We start from the raw sequence: 21,817 nt of genomic DNA, 5'->3' as shown, positions 1-21,817 counted from the left end.
ATTTATTTAATTCAATGATGTGCGTATTTATTGTATATTTTCATTTTGATAAGAAACTTAAAATCAAGTTTAAAGTAATCACTCATCTATTTTTAAAGCATTGACAAGTAAGCGAAACAGTGGAGATGAGTCTCGGCGATTGGGGTAGTACATATAATAACCTGAGTATTGCATATCCCATGGTTCTAATATGGCAAGAAATTCTCCACGGCTGAGTTCATTTTTTACCATGACTTTGGGTAACCAAACAATACCCAGACCATCTAACCCCGCTTTGAGTTGTAATCGAGCATGGCTTACAATCATAGAAAATTCAGGAAGAATCGTTTGTAGTTCATCTTGTTGTAATTTATTTTGAAATTCCCATGATTGTACTCGCTCATGGCTTGGTAAGCGTAAACCAATACACTTATGTTGGTGTAACTCATGTGGTGTGTTTGGTGTGCCGTATTTTTTTAAATATTGGGGTGAAGCGAGTGTCACCATGTCTAACGCATCACTTACTCGAACAGAAATCATATCTTTATGGACAAAATCACCTAAACGTATACCAATATCAAAGCGATCTTTCACAATATCTACAAAGCCATAGTCCATGGTAAATTCTAATTGTATATTTGGGTGATCTGTTGCAAATTTAGATAGTTTTTCCCACAACAAAACATTCAAACTAATTTCTGTACCATTAATTCTAAGTCGCCCACGAGGTGAATCTCTAAACTGATTTAAATTAGATAATTTTTGCTCTATTCCTGAAATTAGGGGTTCAATATCTTTAAGAAGTTGTTCACCTTCTTGAGTGGGTGAAACACTACGAGTTGTTCTATTAAGTAACTTTGTACCTAGACGCTGTTCTAACATTTTTAAGGTATAGCTGAGTGCAGACTGAGAAACGCCTAATTGCCCCGATGCTTTTGTGAAGCTTTTGGTCTGTGCAACAACAATAAAGGCTTTGAGATCATTTAAATTTTCAGACATACATTTTGCCTCAGGGTATTTTTCTTATTTATTAAAAAAACGTATAAATGTAATCGAAATTTAGGGGTTAATCACTATGGTCCCATCGGAGTATATTTCATTTTAGCAAATGTTTTATACCGATATTATGGGAGTAACCATGAAAACCGTTAAGTTAAATAACGATGTTGAAATGCCACTGGTTGGATTTGGGGTATTTCAAATGAATGATCCTGTAGAGTGTGAGCAAGCCGTATTACATGCCATTGATGCAGGATATCGACTGATTGATACTGCGGCATCTTATCAAAATGAAACACAAGTAGGTCAGGCAATACGTGAAAGCACAATTGACCGAAATGAACTTTTTGTCACCACAAAACTGTGGTTGCAAGATGCCAATTACGAAGGCACAAAAGCACAATTTGAGCGTTCTTTGAATCGTTTACAACTTGACTATGTTGACTTATATCTTATACATCAACCAATTGGTGATGTACATGGTGCATGGCGTGCAATGGAAGAATTATATGCCGATGGTAAGATACGTGCAATTGGTGTGAGTAATTTTCATCCTGATCGATTGGCAGATTTAATGGCATTTAATCAAGTTAAACCCGCTGTTAATCAAGTTGAAGTGAACCCATTTAATCAACAATTGCAAGCTGTACCTTGGATGCAGTCTCATGATATTCAACCTGAAGCATGGGCCCCTTTTGCTGAAGGAAAAAACAATTTATTTCATCAGCCCATCTTATTAGAAATTGCTAAGCAACATGGTAAATCAGTTGGTCAGGTTGTCTTACGTTGGATTTTCCAGCGCAATATTATTTCCTTAGCAAAATCTGTACGTAAAGCACGTTTAGAAGAAAATATTCATATCTTTGATTTTGAATTGTCAGAAAAAGAAATGACTTTGATTTCAGCGATGGATACCGCTACAAGTATGTTCTTTTCTCATAGAGATCCCGCAATGATTGAGTGGTTAGCCAACCGTAAAATTGATGTGTAAATACTTTTAATAAGGGGAATATGAATGAAACGATTAAATACGATTTTAATGTCTGCTGTATTAACTGCTTCGAGTGCAAGTTTTGCAGATAACCCAAAAAATAATCCTTTTGGTTTAGTGTATGGCGATGCATTGACTCAAAATATAAGTGGTCAGGTTAATATTCATCCTGTGACATACTCACTGAATGGTTTGAAAATTGCGGCCAATGTATACACTCCTGCAAACTATAATCCATCACAAAAATATCCAGCCATTGTTATTGCACATCCAAATGGTGGAGTGAAAGAGCAAGTTTCTGGTCTGTACGCGCAAAAATTGGCTGAAAAAGGCTACATTACAATCACTGCAGATGCTGCATATCAAGGTGCGAGTGGTGGAGAGCCAAGAAATACAGATCAACCATCTCATCGGATTGAAGATATTCATGGTATGGCAGATTTTATTAGTCAGTATCAAGGTGTAGATGCTCATCGAATTGGGTTACTTGGTATTTGTGGCGGTGGTGGATACTCTTTGGCGGCTGCAGAAACAGATAAGCGTTTTAAAGTGATTGCAACACTGAGTATGTTTAATTCTGGACGCGTACGCCGTAATGGGTTCATGGACTCTCAGTTAAGTACAGTACAGCAACGTTTAAAACAGGCTTCTGATGCTAGAGAAGAGCAAGTGAGCACAGGCAAAATCACCTATATTGGTGATACTCAGCTGACTGATGAACAAGTGGCGAAACTTCCTTTTGATTTATATCGCCAAGGGTACGAGTACTATACCAAATCACATGCTCACCCTAATTCTACTGCAAAATATACGATGAGCAGTTTGCTTGATTTAATGCGATGGGATGCCACAGATCATATTGATTTAATTAATCAGCCTTTGTTGATGATGGCGGGAGATAAAGCAGATACTTTGTATATGACAGAAGATGCATTTAAGAAAGCAACAGGTACACAAGATAAAAAATTATTTTTAATTCCTAATGCAACGCATATAGAAACGTATTGGAAGCCTGAATATGTCAAACAGGCAATCGATCAGCTGACTAGTTTTTACGGAAGTAAGTTGAAATAAGCGGATGTGAGGACATTGATAAAGCATTTTAAAATATCTCAATGTCCTTAGTTTGGGGATAGGAATGAGACAATGAAAAAAAATCAATTGGGTACATTTGTATTTATGAGTTCTCTATCTATGATGGCTTGGTCGTCTGATAAAATAGAGGAACAAAAAATCACACGTTCAGAGGAGTTAGTGACTGAAACATCAGTCGTCAACTTTTCTAATCCCGCTCACTTTTCTCGCTTTCCGATGATGCCATCTGGTGGCGATGTTGCCCCTGCCATTGTAAATTTTAATGCCAATAGCATAACAAACTGGCATATTCATCCACAGGGTCAATATCTTATTGTGACTGAAGGTGAGGGACGAACTCAAGAGTGGGGTAAACCAATACAGACGATCAAAGCAGGAGATATTGTTTGGTGCCCACCTAATGTAAAACATTGGCATGGTGCAAGCCAGTATAGTCCTATGTCTCATATTGCAATCACACCTGTCACTCAAGGTAAAAGTGTAATTTGGCTCGAAAAAGTAAGTCTAGAAGATACGCACAGAACAGATGTGAAATTGAATAAAAGTTCGTCTGTGCAGTTAACAGATCAGCAATTTAGGTTAATCTTAATAGCGGCTTCCAATGTTAAAGGCGAGCCAGAAAATTTAAAAAAATTACTTATTCAAGGGTTAGAAAGCGGGTTAACTATTAATCAAATTAACGAGTTTTTTGCACATCAAGCTGCTTATATTGGTTTCCCCCGAGCTTTGAAAGGAATGTTAGTTTTTAAAGCACTGATTGAAATGCGCCGTCAACAAGGTATTTTAGACGAACAAGGTGTACAACCCAAAAGTTTACCGAGTAGTACCAATTATTATCAATTAGGCACAGAGACTTTGGCTGATTTAAATAATACAGATCGGGCCAATAGCGTAGCTCCACTATTTGATAACTTTTCACCTACGATGGATTATGCTTTAAAATCATATTTATTTGGTTACTTATTTAGTCGAGATAATTTATCTTCGCTAGACCGAGAGTTAATTGTAGTCACAACGCTTGTTGCATTGGGGGATGTAAATCCTCAATTACGTTCACATCTTCGAATTATTAGAAACCTTGGTGTTGATGCTACACAAATGCATAAGGTCATGGTGAATTTGCAACAGGTATTAGAAAAAGAGCAAATAGAGAATGCAGATTATGTGCTGAAACAATTGGCTTTTTAGTTGTTATATATCAATGTAATAGTTTGGATAAGTAGGTCAATTTTCTTGTGTATAAGTAAAAATCTAATTAAGTATATGAGTATACCTATGACCTATTAAATTTTAATTGAGTGCTTAAATGTCTATTTTAAAGTTACAAAACAAAGCACCTGCCACCATAAAAACAACCAGTTGGGTTTTTATGGCAATACTTGGTGCGTTGATGGCTTTTACATCGCTTTCAACAGATATTTATTTACCTGCCATGCCTCAAATGGCTCATCAGCTACAGGGTAATATTGAACTTACAGTTACTGGGTTTTTGATTGGCTTCGCTGTTGCTCAATTGGTTTGGGGGCCGATTAGTGATCGGGTCGGTAGAAAAACGCCGTTATTTATTGGTATGATTTTATTTTTAGTCGGTTCAGTGGGATGTGCATTGTCACAAACGATTGAACAAATTGTCTTTTGGCGTGTTTTTCAAGCTTTTGGTGCGTGCACTGGCCCGATGTTGGCACGAGCAATGATTCGTGATTTATATAGCCAAAAACAAGCCGCTCAAAAGTTGTCATTACTCACCATTATTATGGCAATTGCTCCAATTATTGGCCCGCTATTAGGTGGGCAAATTATACAGTTTAGTTCTTGGCACAGTATTTTTTGGCTGCTCAGCTTAATCGGTGCTTTGATGTTTATATGTATTTTTTTTATACCAGAAACACATCAAGTAGAAAAAAGAGCAAAAAGATCTTTAATTCATATCTTTAAAAATTACGGTAGGTTGTTAGGCACTTGGCAATTTATGCGCTATAGCTTGTGTGTGGCATTTTTTTATGTTGCTGCATACACTTTTATTGTGGGTTCTCCTTTTGTTTATATTTCATATTACGGTATAGATGCTCAGCACTATGGTTGGTTATTTGCTTTAAATATTGTGGGGATTATGGGGATAAGTTTTATTAACCGTAAGCTCGTCAATACCTTTTCACTTGAGAGTTTACTAAAAGTAACTACGATGATTGCCACCGTTTCATTACTGCTTTTATGCGGTTTGCTGTATTTAAATATAGGTGGTATTTATAGTGTTATTGCGATGATTTTTATATTTTTTTCGATGAATGGCATTATTGCTGCAAATTCAACAGCGTCTGCATTAGATGGTGTTCCTGAGGTTGCCGGTTCTGCTTCGGCATTAATTGGTGCATTACAGTATGGTAGCGGTATTATTTCTTCATTACTTTTGGCATGGTTCTCTGACGGTACACCTCATGTGATGGTTGTGGTGATGACAGTATTTACGCTCTTGAGTGCTTTAATGGTACTGATTCCAGTTGGTAAGCAAGACGTCTGTTAAAATTGAGTAAATAGGATCAACCGAATTCTTGTGGATCTATATCTATAGATAGCCGAATGTCTGAAGGTGCAAAGGAACGTACCTGTTTCCACCAATGTTGTACATAGTGGTGTAACAGTACTCTATTATTGGCAAGCAACAGCATATGCGCATGATATTTTCCTGCTTTACGTTGCATGGGCGCTGGGATTGGCCCCCACACATCTATACTTTGTTGAGCATCTTCTATTAATTGTTTTGCAGATTGTGTAAGAAAATCTAGGTTGTGTTGTTCATTTTTGGCATCACTGCGGATTAAAATGCTGTAGCGATAGGGTGGTAAACAGGCTGTTTCTCGTTCTTTTAAAGTCTGCTCGGCAAAAGTACGATAACCGTGTTCAAGTAGCGTGTGTAGTATGGGGTGTTCTGGTCTAAGCGTTTGTAAGATCACTTCGCCGCGATAGTCACCACGTCCTGCACGTCCTGCCACTTGAGTAATGAGCTGTGCAGTGCGCTCAGGGGCACGAAAGTCAACACTGAGTAGTCCTGCATCTATGTCTAAAATTGCGACTAAACTGACATGTGGAAAATGGTGGCCTTTGGCAAGCATTTGCGTGCCGAGTAAAATAAGAGGTTTTTCTGCATGAATCTGTGCATATATTTTTTCTAAACTACCTACATGTCGTGTACTGTCTTTATCTACACGTAACACATCATGGTCAGGAAAAAGTGCTTTTAAGCCTTCCTCTACTTTAACCGTACCTAACCCAATGGGTTTTAATGTGGGGTGCTGGCATGCGGGGCATTGTTTTGGTAGTGTTTGTATTAACCCACAGTGGTGGCAATGCAAATGCTGATAAGGCTGGGTATGCAGGGTAAAATGTGCATCACAGCGTGGGCAGTTGGCTTGCCATGCACATGACTCACACATCAGAACTGGTGCATAACCACGCCGATTTAGAAAAACCAAAACTTGCTGACCTTGTTGTAAGGTGGCTTTAATTTTTTCAATGAGTATTAGACTCAAACCATGCTGTTTGGGTGCTATTTTTAAGTCCAAAATATGCATTTGGGGCATACGAGCGTGCCCTGCTCTTTGGTTGAGCATCAGGTGTTTGAGCTTGCCTTGTTTGACTAAAGCAAAGCTATCTATGCTTGGGGTAGCAGAGCCTAAAATGACGGGGCATTTTGCTAAATAGCCTCTATATAGTGCGACATCTCTTGCATGGTAGCGAAAGCCCTCTTGTTGTTTAAAAGATAGATCATGTTCTTCGTCTAAAATAATCAGCCCTAAGTTTGGGATGGGGGTATATAACGCTGAGCGTGTACCTAAAATAATACTTGCTTGCCCTGTTTGAGCCTGTTGCCATGCGTGTAGTCGCTTGCTGTCATTCATTCCGGAGTGTAATAGCGCGATATGGCAGTCAAATCGTGCTCTAAATCTGGCAATCGTTTGCGGGGTAAGACCAATTTCAGGCACTAAAACCAAGACTTGTTTATTTTGTTTTAATACTTGCCACATGACTTGAAGGTAGACTTCTGTTTTTCCACTGCCTGTAATTCCATCAAGCAAATAACCTGCATAATTGTGTAGTAAAGGTAAAATCTGATCAAGTGCTTGTTGTTGTTCAATATTCGCATTGAGTTCATTTTCTGCTAAAGCGGTTTTTTTAGGACTAAAATCAATGGGTACTTCATGTTGCTCTAAGAGTTGTTTTTTTTCTAATGCTTTAAGCGTTGTAGTGCTAATTCCTTGTAAGTTTAGTTCACTTTCGAGTACGCCGTGTGGGTGTGCTTGTAAGTATTCAAAGGCGAGGCGTTGTTTCTCTGATCGTTTGAGTTGTTTGAGCGTATCTTCAAGGGGGGATGTGGTCAATTGCCATTGGGTTGTAATGCAGTCGTAGCTGTGGCCTTGTCTGAGGCGTGTGGGTAGGGCACTTTGTATGACTTCACCAAGCGGATATATATAATACTGTGCTGACCAAGTGAGTAATTTTAAAATATGCTGGTCAATTAAAGGTTGTTCATCGAGTACTTGTATAATTTTCTTGAGTTTAAACTGTGTAGACTGAGGGGTATCTGGTGCAATTTTTTCAACCACAATCGCTACACAAGTTTGGCGACCAAAAGGCACAGTCACCCGTATGCCTGCCTGAATATCTGAATATTGCTGTGCAGACACTTCGTAATCAAAACATTCGTGAATGGGTACAGGTACAGCAACACGAATACGAAAAGGCAGTGGGTTATTCATGTTTGGGTCAACCAAAAGCGTGTTTTATTTTATATTTTAACTGAAATGGCTGAGTGTGGAGCTCAAGCCATTCAGCCATAGATTAACGTCTTGATTTAAAAGACACATCGATCGTACGTGGGCGATAACGCCATCCCAATAATAATAAAATGGCTGAAAATACTAAGACAGGATAGTCACCTAAACGACTATACAACGTTTGTCCTGTAAATGCGGGGACATCGTGGCGTAAGACTAAAGCTTGATCTTGTGGAGCTTGAGCGACAATTTGACCATGCTCATTGATAAATGCTGTGACACCTGTATTTGTTGCTCGCATGAACCAACGGCCATTTTCTTTGGCACGCATTTGTACCATTTGTAGGTGTTGCCAAGGTCCTGCTGTGCCTGTAAACCACGCATCGTTAGAAATGGTAGTCATATAGTCGCTACCAATCGCATTTAATCGGGTTAAGTTGGGGTAAGCAACTTCATAGCAAATTGCAACGCCGAGAGCATGTTGTTTAATACTCAAATGTGGTTGAGGTGCTTGACCTGCTGAAAGACCACCACCGCTTGGATCATTTTGTAAAGCTGGCAATACCCATTTCAGTAGCCCTGCAAAGGGTACGTATTCACCAAAAGGTACAAGTCGTTGCTTTTTATACAAGCCAGAAGCATCTTTGCCGGAGAGCATAAGCGCATTGTAAAGCAACCATTTGTTAGCATGTTCGGATGCGCTTACATCGTAATATAGCATACCAACACCCCATGCAGAGCCAGTCAGCTTGGCATGTTCACTGACTTCATCTATGAAAGGTTGTACCGATGTTTGTAACATAGGAATAGATGATTCAGGCCAAAGGACTAAATCACGACCCCATTCAGATGCACTTAAGGCACTGTAAATATCTAAAGTTTTGTACTGGTAGGCTTCTTGCCATTTTAAGTCTTGTGGAATATTGCCCTGTATTAAAGACACTGACAGTGGCTTTTCATTTTTAGGCGTCACAAAGTTGAGTAGGTTAGCTCCCCATGCTCCAACGAGTATGAGTACGATGGGAATGACCCAAAAGAAGCGTTTTTTGATCATTTCTACGCAAGCAGTAGCAATGAGCACGGCAACAAATGATACGCCAAAGATACCAAAAAGTGGTGCATATGCATCAAGATAAGCTTGAGTAAATGCATAGCCGACAAATAGCCATGGAAACCCTGTAAATAGCCATGTTTTTAGCCATTCAAATAAAATCCAAATAGGCGTAAATGTAAGTGGTGTTTCAGGGAAAAAACGTCTATAAATCCAAGTAGAGATTGCGCTAAATAAGCCCATGATGATGGCGAGTAGGCCAATCAACAATACAGAAACAGCTGAATTGGTGTCACCATATTCATGTATAGAGGTATATAACCAAAATGCACCAACAAACCATAAACCAATGCCGTAACACCAACCTAAAATAAAGGCTTGTGGTGCACTGCGCTCATGCAAGCAAGCATACAGTAGTGCTGGTGAAAGAAGTGCTAACCACCAATAACCATATGGTGCAAGCGAAAAGCTAAATGCCGCACCTGCTATCAGTGTAATGAAACAGAGCAAAGCAAGTGGCATTTTTTGTAAATTGATGTCCTTCAGGCTCATTGGCGCACGGCTCGAATGAGTTGAATGGTACGTGCATCTGCTGTGACAATTGTGAATGTCCAGTCTTCAAGCTCAATGACTTGGCCTTGTAAGTCATTTACGAGGCCAATTTCTTGGAGTAATAATCCTGCGACTGTTTCAACTTCATCATCTGAAAATTTTGCATCTAATGTGGTGTTGAAATATTCAATAGGAGTGAGTGCTTGTACAATCCATGCAGGTTTATCATTATGTTTTGGATCGGGTAAAATGAGCTGACTTTCTTCATTTGCATCGTCATGCTCATCTTCAATTTCACCCACAATTTCTTCCAAAATATCTTCGAGTGTCACTAAACCTGAGGTTGCCCCGTGCTCATCGATGACAATAGCTATGTGGGTTTGTGTATTTTTAAGCATACGCAAAACTTGGTCAGAGCGAGCACTTTCCGGAATAAATAGTGGCTGACGAATGAGTGCAGAAATATCGACTTTTGCAGTAGGTTCGGACAAAAATGGTAAAAGGTCTTTTGCTAGTAACACACCAACCACCGTGTCTGGGTGATTTTCACAAAATACAGGAAAGCGAGAATGTGCAGATTCTGTAAGAATCGGCAAAATATCAAGCAATTGGTCATTTTCTTGTAAGCTAACCATTGCTGTACGTGGGGTCATGACCTCACGAATTTTGGTAGCAGGAAGGTCAAGTACGCCTTCAAGCATTGCTACGGTATCTGGTTCTAAAAAACGTTTAGAGTCTTGGACTAATTTGAGTAATTCATCTCTGGTTTCTGGTGCAGTACCTAACCATTTTCTTAAGCCACGCATGCCCCACGATGGGCCTGATTCCTCGTGCATGATCCTTCCTAATAAGAGGTGTATTTTTTTATCTGTAGAGTCGTCATCATACCGAAGAAAAATGGCAGATGCATTAACAAAACCATGTTAAATCTGTAAAAATAACAAATGGTCACATGCCTAAATAATCTTAGCTTTAATGTCGTTGTAGGGTAGTTGAGTCATCTGTTTAAAAGACCAACAATCCTTTGACCCATGCTAAGCTAGCTATAGATGCAATTACACCTAAAACAGTACAGATTTTTAAGATGATTGGGAGATCTTTCCAACGTGCTTGAGCATAGCCACGGCGGTGAAATAACTCTGGCTTATTTATGCCTGTAATAAAGGTACCTAAAAACATCATAAATCCACATGGAAGTAGGAGTGAAATTCTAGGTATTCTATCGCTAGTTCCATAGTAAATTGAGTAACATAGGCCACCGCATAGGATCATCATGACAATACTGATGAGTCTGGTTTTTAAACGATCCTTAGCAAACATTTGAGCCATTTCAGCTTCATTCACGATTATATGTGTTTTTTCAATATCTGGTACAGTTTGTTGTAAGGGTTTAATTGCGCTATAAAGGGCTTTTGATCGTGAAAATCTTTTAAAATTAAAATAAATCAGAGATGAAAAGAAGACTGTAGCAATTCCAAAATACCATTCACTATATACAACGAATCCAATGCTAAATAGAGTTAATATGCTACAAATAAAAACTATAAGTGCTGCATATACGAAGTCACCACGTAATTGCAATAAAACCAATCGTTTACGTGTTGAAAACTCGCTTGAGTCTGCACCATATGGAAGTTTTCCTGAAACTTTATCTAGCATAATATCAAGTGCAGCATCGGTACGTTCAATGCCTACTCCATATTGTACGATATATTTTAATGCATCAATATCATTGTCATATTTACCTATGGGTTGTGGGGTTGTAAAATTTTGATCGTTCTTTACCGTATTGTTCATAATTTGGCTTAATTTTATTATTTAAAATGTTATTATAATCTAGTTATGTTTAAAAAATGTGAACTGTGTTTATTTTTATTTAAATTTGGTGATATTAAGTTATTTTTGTTGACATAATGATGCTTTGAGCTTTGTGATAAAATATTTTATTTACGTGGTCAAGAGAAAGCGATGTCTGATTCGGCAATAACAGTGCATGTTCAATTAGATACCAAAGGGTTATATTGCCCTGATCCTATTATGATGCTCAGACAAGCCATTCGAAAGCTAAACGTTGGAGACGTGGTAGAAGTGATTGCTACAGATCCCTCAACGTCTTGGGATATTCCACGTTTTTGTGTACACATGAGTCATGAACTCTTGTTGCAAGAGCAAACAGAGTCAGAGCAACAAAAAAAGCTCTACCGCTATTTGGTTAAAAAGGGTAGATAAAAAATCGGCCATAAAATGATTATGGCCGATATATTGAATTACATATTTGGATAGTTTGGCCCACCGCCACCCTCAGGGGTAACCCAAGTAATGTTTTGTGATGGGTCTTTAATGTCACAGGTTTTACAGTGGACACAGTTGGCTGCATTAATTTGAAAACGTGGTGCTTGATTGGCTTCTTCCACAATTTCATATACCCCCGCAGGGCAGTAACGCTGTGCAGGTTCGTCCCACTTTGGTAAATTCACGGCTACAGGAATATTTGCATCTGTCAATTTTAAATGTGAGGGTTGATTTTCTTCGTGCACCGTGTTTGAAATAAATACTGATGACAAGCGATCAAATGTGAATACACCATCTGCTTTTGGATAGTTGGGTTTAAAGTTGACAGCATCTGTGGTTTTAAGTGCAGAAAAGTCTTCGATACGGTCGTGTAAAGTAAATGGCACTTTAAAGACATTTTGGTCGATAAAGTTAAATGCACCACCCAAAAATGTACCAAATTTATGCATGGCAGGACCAAAGTTACGGCTATTATACAGCTCTTCTTTCAGCCAACTTTGATCGAACTTTTCTGTATAGGTAACAGTTTCTTTAATGAAGTGATCTTCACCTTCGGTGACCCGTGCAATGGCAAGTTCACCGCCTTTAGCCACACCTTGAGCAATTGCTTCAAACACAGCTTCAGCACACAGCATGCCTGATTTCATGGCAGTATGTGAGCCTTTTATTTTTGCAAAGTTAAGAAAACCTGCATCATCACCAATCAGGCAACCGCCTGCAAATGTGAGTTTTGGTAGGGCATTGAATCCACCTTTGACGACAGCACGCGCTCCATAAGACACGCGCTTTCCGCCCTCTAAAAATTGTTTAATGAGTGGGTGCGTTTTCCAGCGTTGCATTTCCATAAATGGATACATGTGTGGGTTTTGGTAGGATAAATCAATGATCATACCTAAAGTCACTTGGTTATTTTCTGCGTGATATAACCACCAACCGCCAGACGACGCAGTTTCAGCCAACGGCCAACCCGCACCGTGCATGACTAACCCTTCTTGATGTTTTGCAGGGTCGATATCCCAGAGTTCTTTAATACCAATGCCGTAATGCTGTGGGTCGGCATTTTTATCTAATTTAAATTTTTCAATGACTTGTTTGCCTAAGCTACCACGGCATCCTTCTGCAAATAATGTGTATTTGGCATGGAGTTCATAGCCAGGGGTAAAGTTTGTTGTGGGTTCACCATCTTTACCCACGCCCATGTCGCCGGTTTGAATCCCTTTTACTGTACCATCTGTATGATATAAAATATCAGAAGCAGCAAACCCTGGAAAAACAGCAACCTCTAAGGCTTCGGCCTGTTCACCTAACCAGCGAACAACATTACCGAGTGAAACGACATAGTTCCCATTATTGTGCATGGTTTTAGGAACCATCCAGTGTGGTGCTTCTTGATGTTTTGTTTCAGACATTAAGAAATAGGTTTTGTCTTCTTTCACAGGAACGTGAAGTGGAGCGCCTTCTTCTTTCCAGTTTGGGAAAAGTTCGTCTAATGCACGAGGTTCAAGTACTGCACCAGATAAAATGTGTGCCCCCACTTCAGAGCCTTTTTCTACGACACATACGCTTAAATCAGACAAATCGTTTTCAATTGCTAGCTGACGAATTTTAATGGCTGCAGATAGCCCCGCAGGACCTGCACCAACAATAACAACGTCAAACTCCATCGATTCACGTTCGATGTGTTCCATGTAGGACTCCTCATATGTTTAAGGGTGGCCACCAAATTATTCAATTATGGCGCTGCCATGAGTGTTTTGCATAGCGCCTTGACCACTGTATATGCTTAGGGTCATTTTGGGTTACTATGGCGGTAAAACATAGCTCTATATTTTCTGTCAAATGAGGCATAAAAGCGATGGTAAATGACGATTTTTGCCCTGATTTGTGTAAAAAAAATGCACATACAGCAAATAAATTGGTGCAAATAGCAACGCGTGACCCAAATTTGGGCTTAATTTTAGCACATACAGATATTCCACCACTAGATACATGGCAACCCAAGTTTTGTGGTGAAATGGATTTATGTATTCACGCCAATGGGACATGGTGGCATGAAGGTCAGCAGATTCATCGTGATGCTTTGGTACGCCAGTTCTCACGCATTTTATGCAAAGAAGGCGCACAGTATTTTTTAAAAACACCCACCGAAAAGATTGCGATACACGTACAAGATGCGCCATTACAGATTGAGAGGGTAGAGAAAATTGAGCGAAACCATCAGTCCTTTTTGTATTTTTATACTACTGATGGCGACTGCGTATTATTAGATGCCAATCATTTTGTCTTTATGCGAGCTTATGAAGGGGAAGACCGCCCTTATATTTGGGTGCGTTATGGGTTGCATGCATTAATTCCACGGCCTATTTTTCTACATTTGATTGATTACGGTGAGCTAGATCAAAATCAAGCAGGTGAAACTATATTGGCATTACAAAGTGGTGATTTTTGTTTGCATTTAACGGCGTGAGGTTTAATATTTAGCATATCTTGCTTCAGCTATTTTATTGACTAACTATGAACAGTGTTCTTCCTGTTTTCGCATCTACCTCACTGCAAGCACCCATTGGGGTGTTTGACTCAGGAGTCGGTGGGTTATCTGTGGTGCACGAAATTTGCCAACATTTACCTGATGAGCAAATTATTTATTTGGCAGATACCGCAAATGTACCGTATGGTGCAAAAACAGATGAAGAAATTCGCGCGTTAACTGCTATAGCTGTGGAATGGTTATACCGAAAAGGCTGTAAGATTGTAGTGGTGGCATGTAATACAGCTTCTGCATTTAGTTTAGATTTCTTACGACAAAAATATGGTGAGTATTTCCCAATTATTGGGCTGGTACCTGCGCTTAAACCTGCAGTTTTAAATACGCAAACAAAAAAAGTAGCTGTGCTTGCTACGCCTGCAACTTTTCGTGGGCAATTGATTAAAGATGTAATTGAGTATTTTGCAAAACCTCAAGGCGTAGAGGTGATTGCTGTAACATCTTTAGCGCTTGTGCCTATTGTAGAGGAGGGTAAGCAACATACTGTTGAAACACAGCAATTGCTTCAGCAGATACTAAGTCCTATTGTGTCTAGTGGTGCTGATTATTTGGTACTCGGCTGTACGCATTATCCTTTTTTAAAGCAAAGTATTGGTTATGTTTTTGCTGATCAAATGACCATTGTAGATTCTGGTCAAGCCGTAGCACGGCAAGTGGGTCGTGTTTTGGCACATCAGCAATTGAATGCTTTGCCAAAAATGGGTAGTCAACCTACTGTAAGTTGCTATTTTACAGGTGGATATACAATACAAACAGATACTTTATTAAAACAATTATTATCTCCACAAGTGACTTGGAAAATTGCACAATTTACTGCATATTGAGTACATCTGCTTATTTATTTTTAATCAATAGATTTAATGATTATAAATGGTATCAATGAGTCTATTTTATGGTCGATAAACGGTATCAAGTTTTTATTTCTACATCGGGCCTAGACGTGTCTGATGCTTACAGAACACTATGCCAAACTTTGGTAATAATGGGTTATTTTCCATGGGGGGTAGAGAAACGTTCCTCTAAAACAGCTACGCTTGCACGTCGGCAAATTGATGAAAGTGACTATTTAATTCTATTGCTGGGTGCAGATTACGGCATTTTGTCCTCATCGGACATGAGTTATATGCAACTTGAATACATTTATGCTTTAGCAAGACAAAGGCCTGTAATCGCTTTTGTTTTGGCTGAACCAAGAGCAATGGCAAGCTATCAGCAAATGCCGCCAGCCATACAGCAAAAGTTTGAATTGTTTAGGCAACAAATTTTACATGATGTGCACTGTGTATATACATTTGATGATATTACAGACTTAGAATTTAAAGCACGCATACATATGCCTGAAGTGCTTTTACGCTATCCGGCCCAAGGCTGGATTCGTTCATATGGCACACGTTTATTACAAGATGAGATTAAAAGACTCAGACAGCGAGTTGAACAATTGGAGGTCAAACCTAAAAACCACCTTCCTGCAGCGATGCTCAATTTGGTCACGGTACAGTGTACTGATGTATTTGACTTGAAATATCACATGCGAGCATACGATCAAACAGATGAACATCGTTTAAAGCAAGTTAAAAAACTAACATGGTTGAGTATTTTACATATTTTAGCGCAGTTTTTTTCTACACCAAAGCCAGAAACGTATTTTGTGTATTGTTTAAATCGTTATTTAGAAAAAGTGGCATTGTCTGATGTGATGATTTCACACCCCAATTTAATAGAAGTATCTGAAGTCAATATAACTACGCAGTCATTGCATAGTATAAAAGTGCAACTGCAAAAAAATGCATGGATTGTACCTGTTGGTCGAGACCATCATCGTTATGTGTTATGGAAAATGACACCTAAGGCTTTGGAAATGCTTTAAAATATGTTTTAAATGAAGTGCTTATTTTATTCATTGTGAATATCGATGAGTTTAAATAAAAATACAAGTCATGGTTTTGTTTTAATTAAAACTAAAAAGCTTTAAATTATACTTAAATACAAAGAGCGACTACTGTCATGATGATAGAAAATAAACCAAAGGTCACTGTGATTCTTGCCAACCTAGGCACGCCCGATGCGGCAACTGCGCCTGCTGTGCGTCAATTTCTAAAAGAGTTTTTGTCAGATACGCGTGTAATTGAAATTCCCAAAGTACTTTGGCAAATTATTTTACGTCTGTTTATTTTACCGTCTAGACCAAAGCGTGTGGCTGAGGCCTATGCTTCTGTATGGCGCAAAGATTCGCCTATGCGTGAAATTATGATGGATCAGGTAAAGCATATTCAAAAGGTCTTGCCACAGAAGTATCCAAACTTAGCGTTAAACATTGTACCTGCCATGACCTACGGCAACCCAGGTATGAAGCATTTGCTGAATGATTTAGATGGCTCAGATACCGACCATATTTTACTTTTCCCTTTATATCCGCAGTATTCAGCAACATCTACTGCGCCACAATTTGATATGTTATCAAAATGGTCACTCAAGCAGCGGAATATTCCGGGTATTAGTATGATTCGTGACTACTATCAGCATCCTTTATATATTAAAGCACTGGCTGAAAGTGTACGCCGTTATCGTGCTGAGCATGGTAGTTCAGATAAATTACTCATGTCTTTTCATGGGATTCCACAACCCTTTGCAGACAAAGGCGATCCATACCCTGAACGTTGCCGTAAAACAGCGAAATTGGTTGCACAGGAATTGGATTTGAATGATGACCAATGGGCGATCAGTTTTCAGTCACGTTTTGGTTTGCAAGAGTGGGTTAGACCCTATACGGATGAAATTTTAGCAGAGTGGGGCAAAACAGGGGTTAAGTCTGTTCAAATCATGAGCCCTGCATTTTCTGCAGATTGTTTGGAAACGCTTGAAGAATTGGCTTTAGAAAATGCAGAAAACTTTAAGCATGCGGGCGGTGAGTCATATGCATATATTCCTGCGTTAAATACAGATGCTATGCATTTACAATTATTCGAAACTTTACTAGATGCACACTTGAGTGCTTTAGATGTAACATTGGCTCAATACACACGTTGAGATACTGCATATGCTACAGGTTCAGATTATTCCAGTGACTCCATTTGCTCAAAACTGCTCTGTGGTTTGGGAGTCGGAAAGTAAAGAAGCTGTTGTGATTGATGCAGGGGGTGACGCTGAAAAAATTTGTCACTTTATCAATGAGCAAGGCTTAAATGTAAAAGCGTTGTGGGTAACACATGGGCACTTAGATCATATTGGTGCAGTGGGTGAGTTGGCGAAACTGTGGCAAGTTCCCGTTATTGGCCCACATAAGGCAGATGCATTTTGGGTTGATTCACTCCAAGATGTGTCTGCAAAATATGGTTTTCCTACGCCAGAACCCGTTACCATTAACCAATGGTTAGAGGGTGGTGATCTGTTGCAGTTGGGTGAACATGTATTTGAAGTCCGCTTTGCACCAGGGCATACACCAGGCCATATTATGTTTTATCAGGCATCGCACAACTTGCTTTGGGCCGGAGATGTTTTATTTAAAGAATCTGTAGGGCGCACAGACTTTCCACAAAGTAGCCATACAGATTTAATTGCATCGATTCATCGAGAGTGTTTAAGCTTGCCCGACCATACTCAGTTTATTCCCGGTCACGGCCCGATCAGTCATATTGGGCATGAGCGAGCGCATAACCCATTTATTCAACCCAATAATTAATCATCATCTGAACCATGATGTGCTGTTGGTGAGTCTTCAGTTGGTAAGCGGTAGGCATCGCTTGCCCATGCACCAAGGTCTATGAGTTTACAGCGTTCTGAGCAAAATGGACGGAAGGCATTGTCTTGCCATGTAGAGGCCTCACCACAACGTGGGCATGGGAACGTAGTCTGCATAAAAATGCTCCTAAACTGTGGGGTTAAATGTAGGCAAGAGCAGTTCGGCTTGTTAGACTGACTCCAATATTTATAAGTTTATCTGATTATGCCGATTCGTCAATTTCAAGCACAGCGCATGGTTGCGCCACGCCAATTTAAACCCATTGAAAATAAGCCTGTTGTGATTGAAATTGGTGCGGGTAAAGGCAAGCATGCGTTGCTTTTTGCTCAGCAGTATCCAGATACGACATTGTATGCCATTGAGCGAACACGCGAGAAGTTTGATGCAATGCAAAAGCAGGCGACATTGACCCCAAATTCACATTTTCACCCTATTCATGCCGATGCATTGCCGTGGATTACCCATGCTTTGTATCCTAAGCAAGTCAGTACATTTTATATTTTGTATCCAAACCCTGAGCCACATAATTCAGCACAGCGTTGGTTAAATATGCCATTTTTTGAGTTTTTACTTTCTCGTTTGGTTGAGGGTGGGCAAATTATTTTAGCCAGTAATATTGTGGACTATATTGCAGAAGCCGAACAGCAATTATTACAGGTATGGAAATTGCCATACGAGAAACAAACGATTGCTAGCGATTCCTCTAGAACACATTTTGAAGTGAAGTATTTAGCACGTGGCGAGCTGTGCCAGCAGTTAGTGATGACTAAGCCTCAGCATTATACAACTCGTTTTGATGATTTTATGCCTTTAAATGGTGTTAATCCATGAGCCGGCAGTCGGTAGCAATTGTTGGGGCTGGGCCGGCTGGGCTGATGGCAGCAGAAGTACTGAGCCAGCACGGTTACGCTGTACATGTGTTTGAGCAAATGCCATCTGCTGCCCGAAAATTCCTCATGGCAGGCAAAACAGGACTAAACATTTCACATGCTGAGCCGATTAACGACTTTATTGGGCGTTATGATGCATCTGATTGGTTAGCGCCGTGGGTAAAAAAGTATGATGCTACTTGGATTCAAACATGGATGCTAGATTTAGGTATTTCATCTTATGTGGGATCATCTGGGCGAATCTTTCCTGTTGAAATGAAAGCTGCACCGTTATTACGTGCGTGGTTGCAGCGTTTACAACAACATGGCGTACAGTTCTATTATAGACACCGTTGTATTGACCTTTCAGGAAATACGTTAACGCTACAAACTACACGTGATGAACATATCAAAGACTTATCTTTTGATGCCATTGTTTTGGCGTGTGGTGCAATTTCTTGGCAAAAGCTCGGCAGTGATGGGCGTTGGTTACATTGGCTTGATGCAAAGCAAGTCACAGCATTTCAAGCCAGCAATGCAGGTGTTGTACGTACATGGTCTGACTATATGCACCCTATATTTGGCCAGCCATTAAAAGGGATTCGAGCATGGGTGGATACTGAAGAACATGCAGTCACAGGCGATATTGTCATTACGCAATATGGCCTAGAAAGTGGTGTGGTTTATCGTTTAAATCGTGAGTTACGTGCACAAGCGCTATGGTCTAATACCTATACTTTAAGTTTAGATTTACTACCCAACGTATCTTATGAACAGCTGTTACGTGGCTTAAAACAGCATAAAAAACAGTCTTTAAGTAACCGCTTACGCAAAATTGGTGTAGATGCCACCAAGTCAACATTGTTACGTGAAGTGGTTGATCGGGAGCATTGGCACGATGCAGAAAAAATGGCGATTCATATTAAGCATTTAAGTATAGACCTGCTTGGTTTTAGACCCATAGACGAAGCCATTAGCTGTGCAGGTGGTGTTATGCAAACGGCTTTAACTGCAGATTTGCAACTTAAAAGCCAACCAACAGTATTTTGTTGTGGTGAAATGCTTGACTGGGATGCGCCTACAGGCGGTTATTTATTAACAGCATGTTTGGCCAGTGGTCGTATAGCAGGTCATGGTGTGCATAACTTTTTGCGATGAATACACTAGCGAAATTGTAATAACTGTGGCATGTTAAAGCTTGTCTTTCGTACGAGCTGTATGCTGTGACAGATAAAATAAAAATTGCGTTAAGCATGATTGTTAAAAATGAATCACCTATTATTATAAGTACACTTGATCATCTTCAGCACCATTTTGATATTGATTTTTGGGTGATTTGTGACACTGGAAGTACAGATCATACTGTCGTTTTAGTACAAAACTATTTGATTAAAAATCAACTCAATGGACAAGTACTTGAACATGTATGGCAGGACTTTGCGCATAACCGAAATTTAGCCTTAGATGCTTGTCGTGGTACAGCAGATTACATTTTATTTTGGGACGCTGACGACCGTATAGAAGGGCAGTTGCATTTACCACATTTAGATTTAGATGCATACGCACTGAAACTAAAAGAAGAAAATGGTGTAATTCATTATCGTTATTTATTAGTAAGAAATGACTTAGCATGTATATGGCGTAGTAAGTTACATGAGTTTATTGCATTTTCACTAGATACTAAAACTGCAATAATCATGAGTGATTATTATGTCAAAGTTGGTCATTTTGGGGCTCGAAGTCAAAATAAAAATAAATACCACGACGATGTGAAAAATCTCAGTTTATTTTATGCACAAGAGCAAGATGTGTTTTTAAAAGCACGTTATGCGTATTACTGTGCTTTATCTTACCTGAGTATTAGTCAGTATCACTTGGCAAAACAATGGCTTGAGCGACGTTTAAGTTATAGTCAAGATTATCCTCATATTGTATTTAATACTGATGAAACGTATGAAAGTTATTTAAGACTAGGATATATTGCGCTGCAATTTCAGAAATTTTTAAATGCAGAAAGCTATTGGAAAGAGGCCATTAAACTTTTTCCAGAGCGATTTGAAGCATATTATGAGCTAAGTAAGTTGTATTTAAAACAAGGTTTATACGCATTGGCATATGAGTACGCACAACAAGCACAGTCTGTTGTGCAGCAGCACTTTGAGCATATGACGTATTATATCAAGATTTTGCCCTAGTCTACGGTATTGATCTACAGCTAGTTCATTCATCGTTAAGTCTAGGTCAATCAGAGTTAGCGTATCGGCATTTATTGCCTTTAATTGAAAAAAAACCGTTATCTAATCAGTTTTATGGCATGTTACTTACAGTGATTTCAGCGCTTAAACAAGAGTGTATGGCTGAAAAAAATATACAAAATCAAAATAATATCTTTGCTTTTTTAAAGTTACCACAGTTTAAAAATAGTCAAATTGTGAAATTAAGACAGAGAATACTTAAACAATTTCAAGTCATGAAAATGTATTGATAATTAAATTTAAGCTCATGCTGTTAGGCTAGTACCAATTTTAAAAAATTAAAAAAGGAGTTCTTTGTGGGCTATTCACTATTTGCAATTGCATGTGGTTCGGTATTAGGTGGGTGGTTACGCTGGCTGATTGGACTTAAACTCAATCAAATATACCCTGCCATTCCTTTGGGTACAGTGTGTGTTAATTTAGTGGGTGGTTTTATTATTGGATTTTTAATTGCCTTTTTTGCACAAAGCCAACTTAGTGGTCAGTATAAATTATTTTTAATTACAGGTTTTTGCGGTGGCTTGACGACATTTTCTACTTTTTCGGCTGAGGTAGTGGCATTACTGCAACAAGGGCGTTTTAGTACAGCATGCCTTGCGATTTCTATACATGTGATTGGTGCATTATTGTGTACTTTTGCAGGTATGGCAACATACCAGTATGTCACTGCGTCTTAGT

21 protein-coding genes are annotated in these 21,817 nt (G+C 39.2%); 14 read left to right on the top strand and 7 right to left on the bottom strand.

Features of this window, described 5'->3' with window-relative positions; genetic code table 11:
• Positions 1-78: 78 nt before the first annotated feature.
• Positions 79-978: a LysR family transcriptional regulator gene (locus tag BLS38_RS00485; protein WP_092746374.1), complete on the bottom strand. Its 900-nt coding sequence runs from the start codon at positions 976-978 to the stop codon at positions 79-81.
• A 139-nt stretch (positions 979-1,117) separates the two neighbouring features.
• On the opposite strand from BLS38_RS00485, the gene BLS38_RS00480 reads away from it, so the two are divergent.
• The 4 genes from BLS38_RS00480 (at position 1,118) to BLS38_RS00465 (ending at position 5,585) form a co-directional block, all read left to right on the top strand.
• The gene (locus BLS38_RS00480) at positions 1,118-1,969 is read left to right on the top strand and encodes an aldo/keto reductase (RefSeq protein WP_092746373.1); all 852 of its coding nucleotides are present in this window, start codon (positions 1,118-1,120) and stop codon (positions 1,967-1,969) included.
• Positions 1,970-1,993: 24 nt separating this feature from the next.
• Positions 1,994-3,043 carry an alpha/beta hydrolase gene (locus BLS38_RS00475; RefSeq protein WP_092746372.1) on the top strand — a complete coding sequence of 350 codons (1,050 nt, stop codon included), beginning with the start codon at positions 1,994-1,996 and terminating at the stop codon, positions 3,041-3,043.
• Positions 3,044-3,115: 72 nt separating this feature from the next.
• A complete protein-coding gene (locus BLS38_RS00470; protein WP_092746371.1) occupies positions 3,116-4,252 on the top strand; it encodes a cupin domain-containing carboxymuconolactone decarboxylase family protein in 1,137 nt (378 codons plus the stop codon).
• A gap of 118 nt (positions 4,253-4,370) precedes the next feature.
• Positions 4,371-5,585 carry a multidrug effflux MFS transporter gene (locus BLS38_RS00465; RefSeq protein WP_092746370.1) on the top strand — a complete coding sequence of 405 codons (1,215 nt, stop codon included), beginning with the start codon at positions 4,371-4,373 and terminating at the stop codon, positions 5,583-5,585.
• Between the two features lie 16 nt (positions 5,586-5,601).
• Here the strand turns inward: BLS38_RS00465 and BLS38_RS00460 are convergent, their stop codons facing one another.
• The 4 genes from BLS38_RS00460 to BLS38_RS00445 all read right to left on the bottom strand — a co-directional run bounded on the left by BLS38_RS00460 (position 5,602) and on the right by BLS38_RS00445 (position 11,236).
• Positions 5,602-7,818: a primosomal protein N' gene (locus tag BLS38_RS00460; protein ID WP_092746369.1), complete on the bottom strand. Its 2,217-nt coding sequence runs from the start codon at positions 7,816-7,818 to the stop codon at positions 5,602-5,604.
• 82 nt (positions 7,819-7,900) lie between these two features.
• Positions 7,901-9,439 carry an apolipoprotein N-acyltransferase gene (lnt, locus tag BLS38_RS00455; protein WP_092746368.1) on the bottom strand — a complete coding sequence of 513 codons (1,539 nt, stop codon included), beginning with the start codon at positions 9,437-9,439 and terminating at the stop codon, positions 7,901-7,903.
• Positions 9,436-10,275, bottom strand: a complete 840-nt coding sequence (locus tag BLS38_RS00450) for a CBS domain-containing protein (protein WP_092746367.1) — start codon at positions 10,273-10,275, stop codon at positions 9,436-9,438. Before BLS38_RS00450 ends, lnt begins: the two co-directional genes overlap by 4 nt.
• A 169-nt stretch (positions 10,276-10,444) precedes the next feature.
• The gene (locus BLS38_RS00445) at positions 10,445-11,236 is read right to left on the bottom strand and encodes a hypothetical protein (RefSeq protein WP_092746366.1); all 792 of its coding nucleotides are present in this window, start codon (positions 11,234-11,236) and stop codon (positions 10,445-10,447) included.
• 171 nt (positions 11,237-11,407) lie between these two features.
• Here BLS38_RS00445 and tusA point away from each other — a divergent pair, with 171 nt between their 5' ends.
• A complete protein-coding gene (gene tusA / locus BLS38_RS00440) occupies positions 11,408-11,668 on the top strand; it encodes a sulfurtransferase TusA (protein ID WP_092746365.1) in 261 nt (86 codons plus the stop codon).
• Positions 11,669-11,706: 38 nt separating this feature from the next.
• On the opposite strand, the gene BLS38_RS00435 is transcribed toward tusA, so the two are convergent.
• Positions 11,707-13,419: an electron transfer flavoprotein-ubiquinone oxidoreductase gene (locus BLS38_RS00435; protein WP_092746364.1), complete on the bottom strand. Its 1,713-nt coding sequence runs from the start codon at positions 13,417-13,419 to the stop codon at positions 11,707-11,709.
• Between the two features lie 167 nt (positions 13,420-13,586).
• Between BLS38_RS00435 and BLS38_RS00430 the strand changes: the two genes are divergently transcribed.
• The 5 genes from BLS38_RS00430 (at position 13,587) to BLS38_RS00410 (ending at position 17,955) form a co-directional block, all read left to right on the top strand.
• Positions 13,587-14,198, top strand: coding sequence for a DUF1285 domain-containing protein (locus BLS38_RS00430; RefSeq protein ID WP_092746363.1), 612 nt, complete (start codon positions 13,587-13,589; stop codon positions 14,196-14,198).
• A gap of 47 nt (positions 14,199-14,245) precedes the next feature.
• Positions 14,246-15,100, top strand: a complete 855-nt coding sequence (gene murI / locus BLS38_RS00425; RefSeq protein WP_092746362.1) for a glutamate racemase — start codon at positions 14,246-14,248, stop codon at positions 15,098-15,100.
• 68 nt (positions 15,101-15,168) lie between these two features.
• Positions 15,169-16,143: a DUF4062 domain-containing protein gene (locus tag BLS38_RS00420; protein WP_092746361.1), complete on the top strand. Its 975-nt coding sequence runs from the start codon at positions 15,169-15,171 to the stop codon at positions 16,141-16,143.
• A 137-nt stretch (positions 16,144-16,280) separates the two neighbouring features.
• Positions 16,281-17,303, top strand: coding sequence for a ferrochelatase (hemH, locus tag BLS38_RS00415; protein WP_092746360.1), 1,023 nt, complete (start codon positions 16,281-16,283; stop codon positions 17,301-17,303).
• 10 nt (positions 17,304-17,313) lie between these two features.
• The gene (locus tag BLS38_RS00410; RefSeq protein ID WP_092746359.1) at positions 17,314-17,955 is read left to right on the top strand and encodes an MBL fold metallo-hydrolase; all 642 of its coding nucleotides are present in this window, start codon (positions 17,314-17,316) and stop codon (positions 17,953-17,955) included.
• Here the strand turns inward: BLS38_RS00410 and BLS38_RS00405 are convergent.
• Positions 17,952-18,131 (bottom strand): DNA gyrase inhibitor YacG, encoded by a 180-nt coding sequence (locus tag BLS38_RS00405; protein ID WP_092746358.1) that lies wholly within the window; start codon positions 18,129-18,131, stop codon positions 17,952-17,954. The two genes, BLS38_RS00410 and BLS38_RS00405, sit on opposite strands and share 4 nt — an antisense overlap.
• Positions 18,132-18,219: 88 nt before the next feature.
• On the opposite strand from BLS38_RS00405, the gene BLS38_RS00400 reads away from it, so the two are divergent.
• The 4 genes from BLS38_RS00400 to crcB all read left to right on the top strand — a co-directional run bounded on the left by BLS38_RS00400 (position 18,220) and on the right by crcB (position 21,816).
• Positions 18,220-18,846 carry a class I SAM-dependent methyltransferase gene (locus BLS38_RS00400; protein WP_092746357.1) on the top strand — a complete coding sequence of 209 codons (627 nt, stop codon included), beginning with the start codon at positions 18,220-18,222 and terminating at the stop codon, positions 18,844-18,846.
• Positions 18,843-20,042, top strand: coding sequence for a TIGR03862 family flavoprotein (locus BLS38_RS00395; protein ID WP_092746356.1), 1,200 nt, complete (start codon positions 18,843-18,845; stop codon positions 20,040-20,042). The genes BLS38_RS00400 and BLS38_RS00395 overlap by 4 nt, the downstream gene beginning before the upstream one ends.
• A 65-nt stretch (positions 20,043-20,107) precedes the next feature.
• On the top strand, positions 20,108-21,079 hold the full coding sequence (locus BLS38_RS00390) for a tetratricopeptide repeat-containing glycosyltransferase (protein ID WP_143230094.1): 972 nt from the start codon (positions 20,108-20,110) through the stop codon (positions 21,077-21,079).
• A 356-nt stretch (positions 21,080-21,435) separates the two neighbouring features.
• On the top strand, positions 21,436-21,816 hold the full coding sequence (crcB, locus tag BLS38_RS00380) for a fluoride efflux transporter CrcB (protein WP_092746353.1): 381 nt from the start codon (positions 21,436-21,438) through the stop codon (positions 21,814-21,816).
• The last annotated feature ends 1 nt before the right edge of the window (position 21,817 follow it).

Source organism: Acinetobacter boissieri, from assembly GCF_900096955.1.
GTDB lineage: Bacteria > Pseudomonadota > Gammaproteobacteria > Pseudomonadales > Moraxellaceae > Acinetobacter > Acinetobacter boissieri.
The sequence above is the reverse complement of the archived record's forward strand: the minus strand, read 5'-3'. Positions and strand labels throughout refer to the sequence as shown.

Coding starts and splice junctions, on each gene's coding strand:
- hemH (WP_092746360.1), top strand. CDS start 16,281: ATGATGATAGAAAATAAACCAAAGGTCACTGTGATTCTTGCCAACCTA.
- BLS38_RS00485 (WP_092746374.1), bottom strand. CDS start 978: ATGTCTGAAAATTTAAATGATCTCAAAGCCTTTATTGTTGTTGCACAG.
- BLS38_RS00480 (WP_092746373.1), top strand. CDS start 1,118: ATGAAAACCGTTAAGTTAAATAACGATGTTGAAATGCCACTGGTTGGA.
- BLS38_RS00475 (WP_092746372.1), top strand. CDS start 1,994: ATGAAACGATTAAATACGATTTTAATGTCTGCTGTATTAACTGCTTCG.
- BLS38_RS00450 (WP_092746367.1), bottom strand. CDS start 10,275: ATGCACGAGGAATCAGGCCCATCGTGGGGCATGCGTGGCTTAAGAAAA.
- tusA (WP_092746365.1), top strand. CDS start 11,408: ATGTCTGATTCGGCAATAACAGTGCATGTTCAATTAGATACCAAAGGG.
- BLS38_RS00460 (WP_092746369.1), bottom strand. CDS start 7,818: ATGAATAACCCACTGCCTTTTCGTATTCGTGTTGCTGTACCTGTACCC.
- BLS38_RS00465 (WP_092746370.1), top strand. CDS start 4,371: ATGTCTATTTTAAAGTTACAAAACAAAGCACCTGCCACCATAAAAACA.
- BLS38_RS00410 (WP_092746359.1), top strand. CDS start 17,314: ATGCTACAGGTTCAGATTATTCCAGTGACTCCATTTGCTCAAAACTGC.
- murI (WP_092746362.1), top strand. CDS start 14,246: ATGAACAGTGTTCTTCCTGTTTTCGCATCTACCTCACTGCAAGCACCC.
- BLS38_RS00420 (WP_092746361.1), top strand. CDS start 15,169: ATGGTCGATAAACGGTATCAAGTTTTTATTTCTACATCGGGCCTAGAC.
- BLS38_RS00435 (WP_092746364.1), bottom strand. CDS start 13,419: ATGGAACACATCGAACGTGAATCGATGGAGTTTGACGTTGTTATTGTT.
- BLS38_RS00395 (WP_092746356.1), top strand. CDS start 18,843: ATGAGCCGGCAGTCGGTAGCAATTGTTGGGGCTGGGCCGGCTGGGCTG.
- BLS38_RS00470 (WP_092746371.1), top strand. CDS start 3,116: ATGAAAAAAAATCAATTGGGTACATTTGTATTTATGAGTTCTCTATCT.
- BLS38_RS00430 (WP_092746363.1), top strand. CDS start 13,587: ATGGTAAATGACGATTTTTGCCCTGATTTGTGTAAAAAAAATGCACAT.
- BLS38_RS00405 (WP_092746358.1), bottom strand. CDS start 18,131: ATGCAGACTACGTTCCCATGCCCACGTTGTGGTGAGGCCTCTACATGG.
- BLS38_RS00445 (WP_092746366.1), bottom strand. CDS start 11,236: ATGAACAATACGGTAAAGAACGATCAAAATTTTACAACCCCACAACCC.
- lnt (WP_092746368.1), bottom strand. CDS start 9,439: ATGAGCCTGAAGGACATCAATTTACAAAAAATGCCACTTGCTTTGCTC.
- BLS38_RS00400 (WP_092746357.1), top strand. CDS start 18,220: ATGCCGATTCGTCAATTTCAAGCACAGCGCATGGTTGCGCCACGCCAA.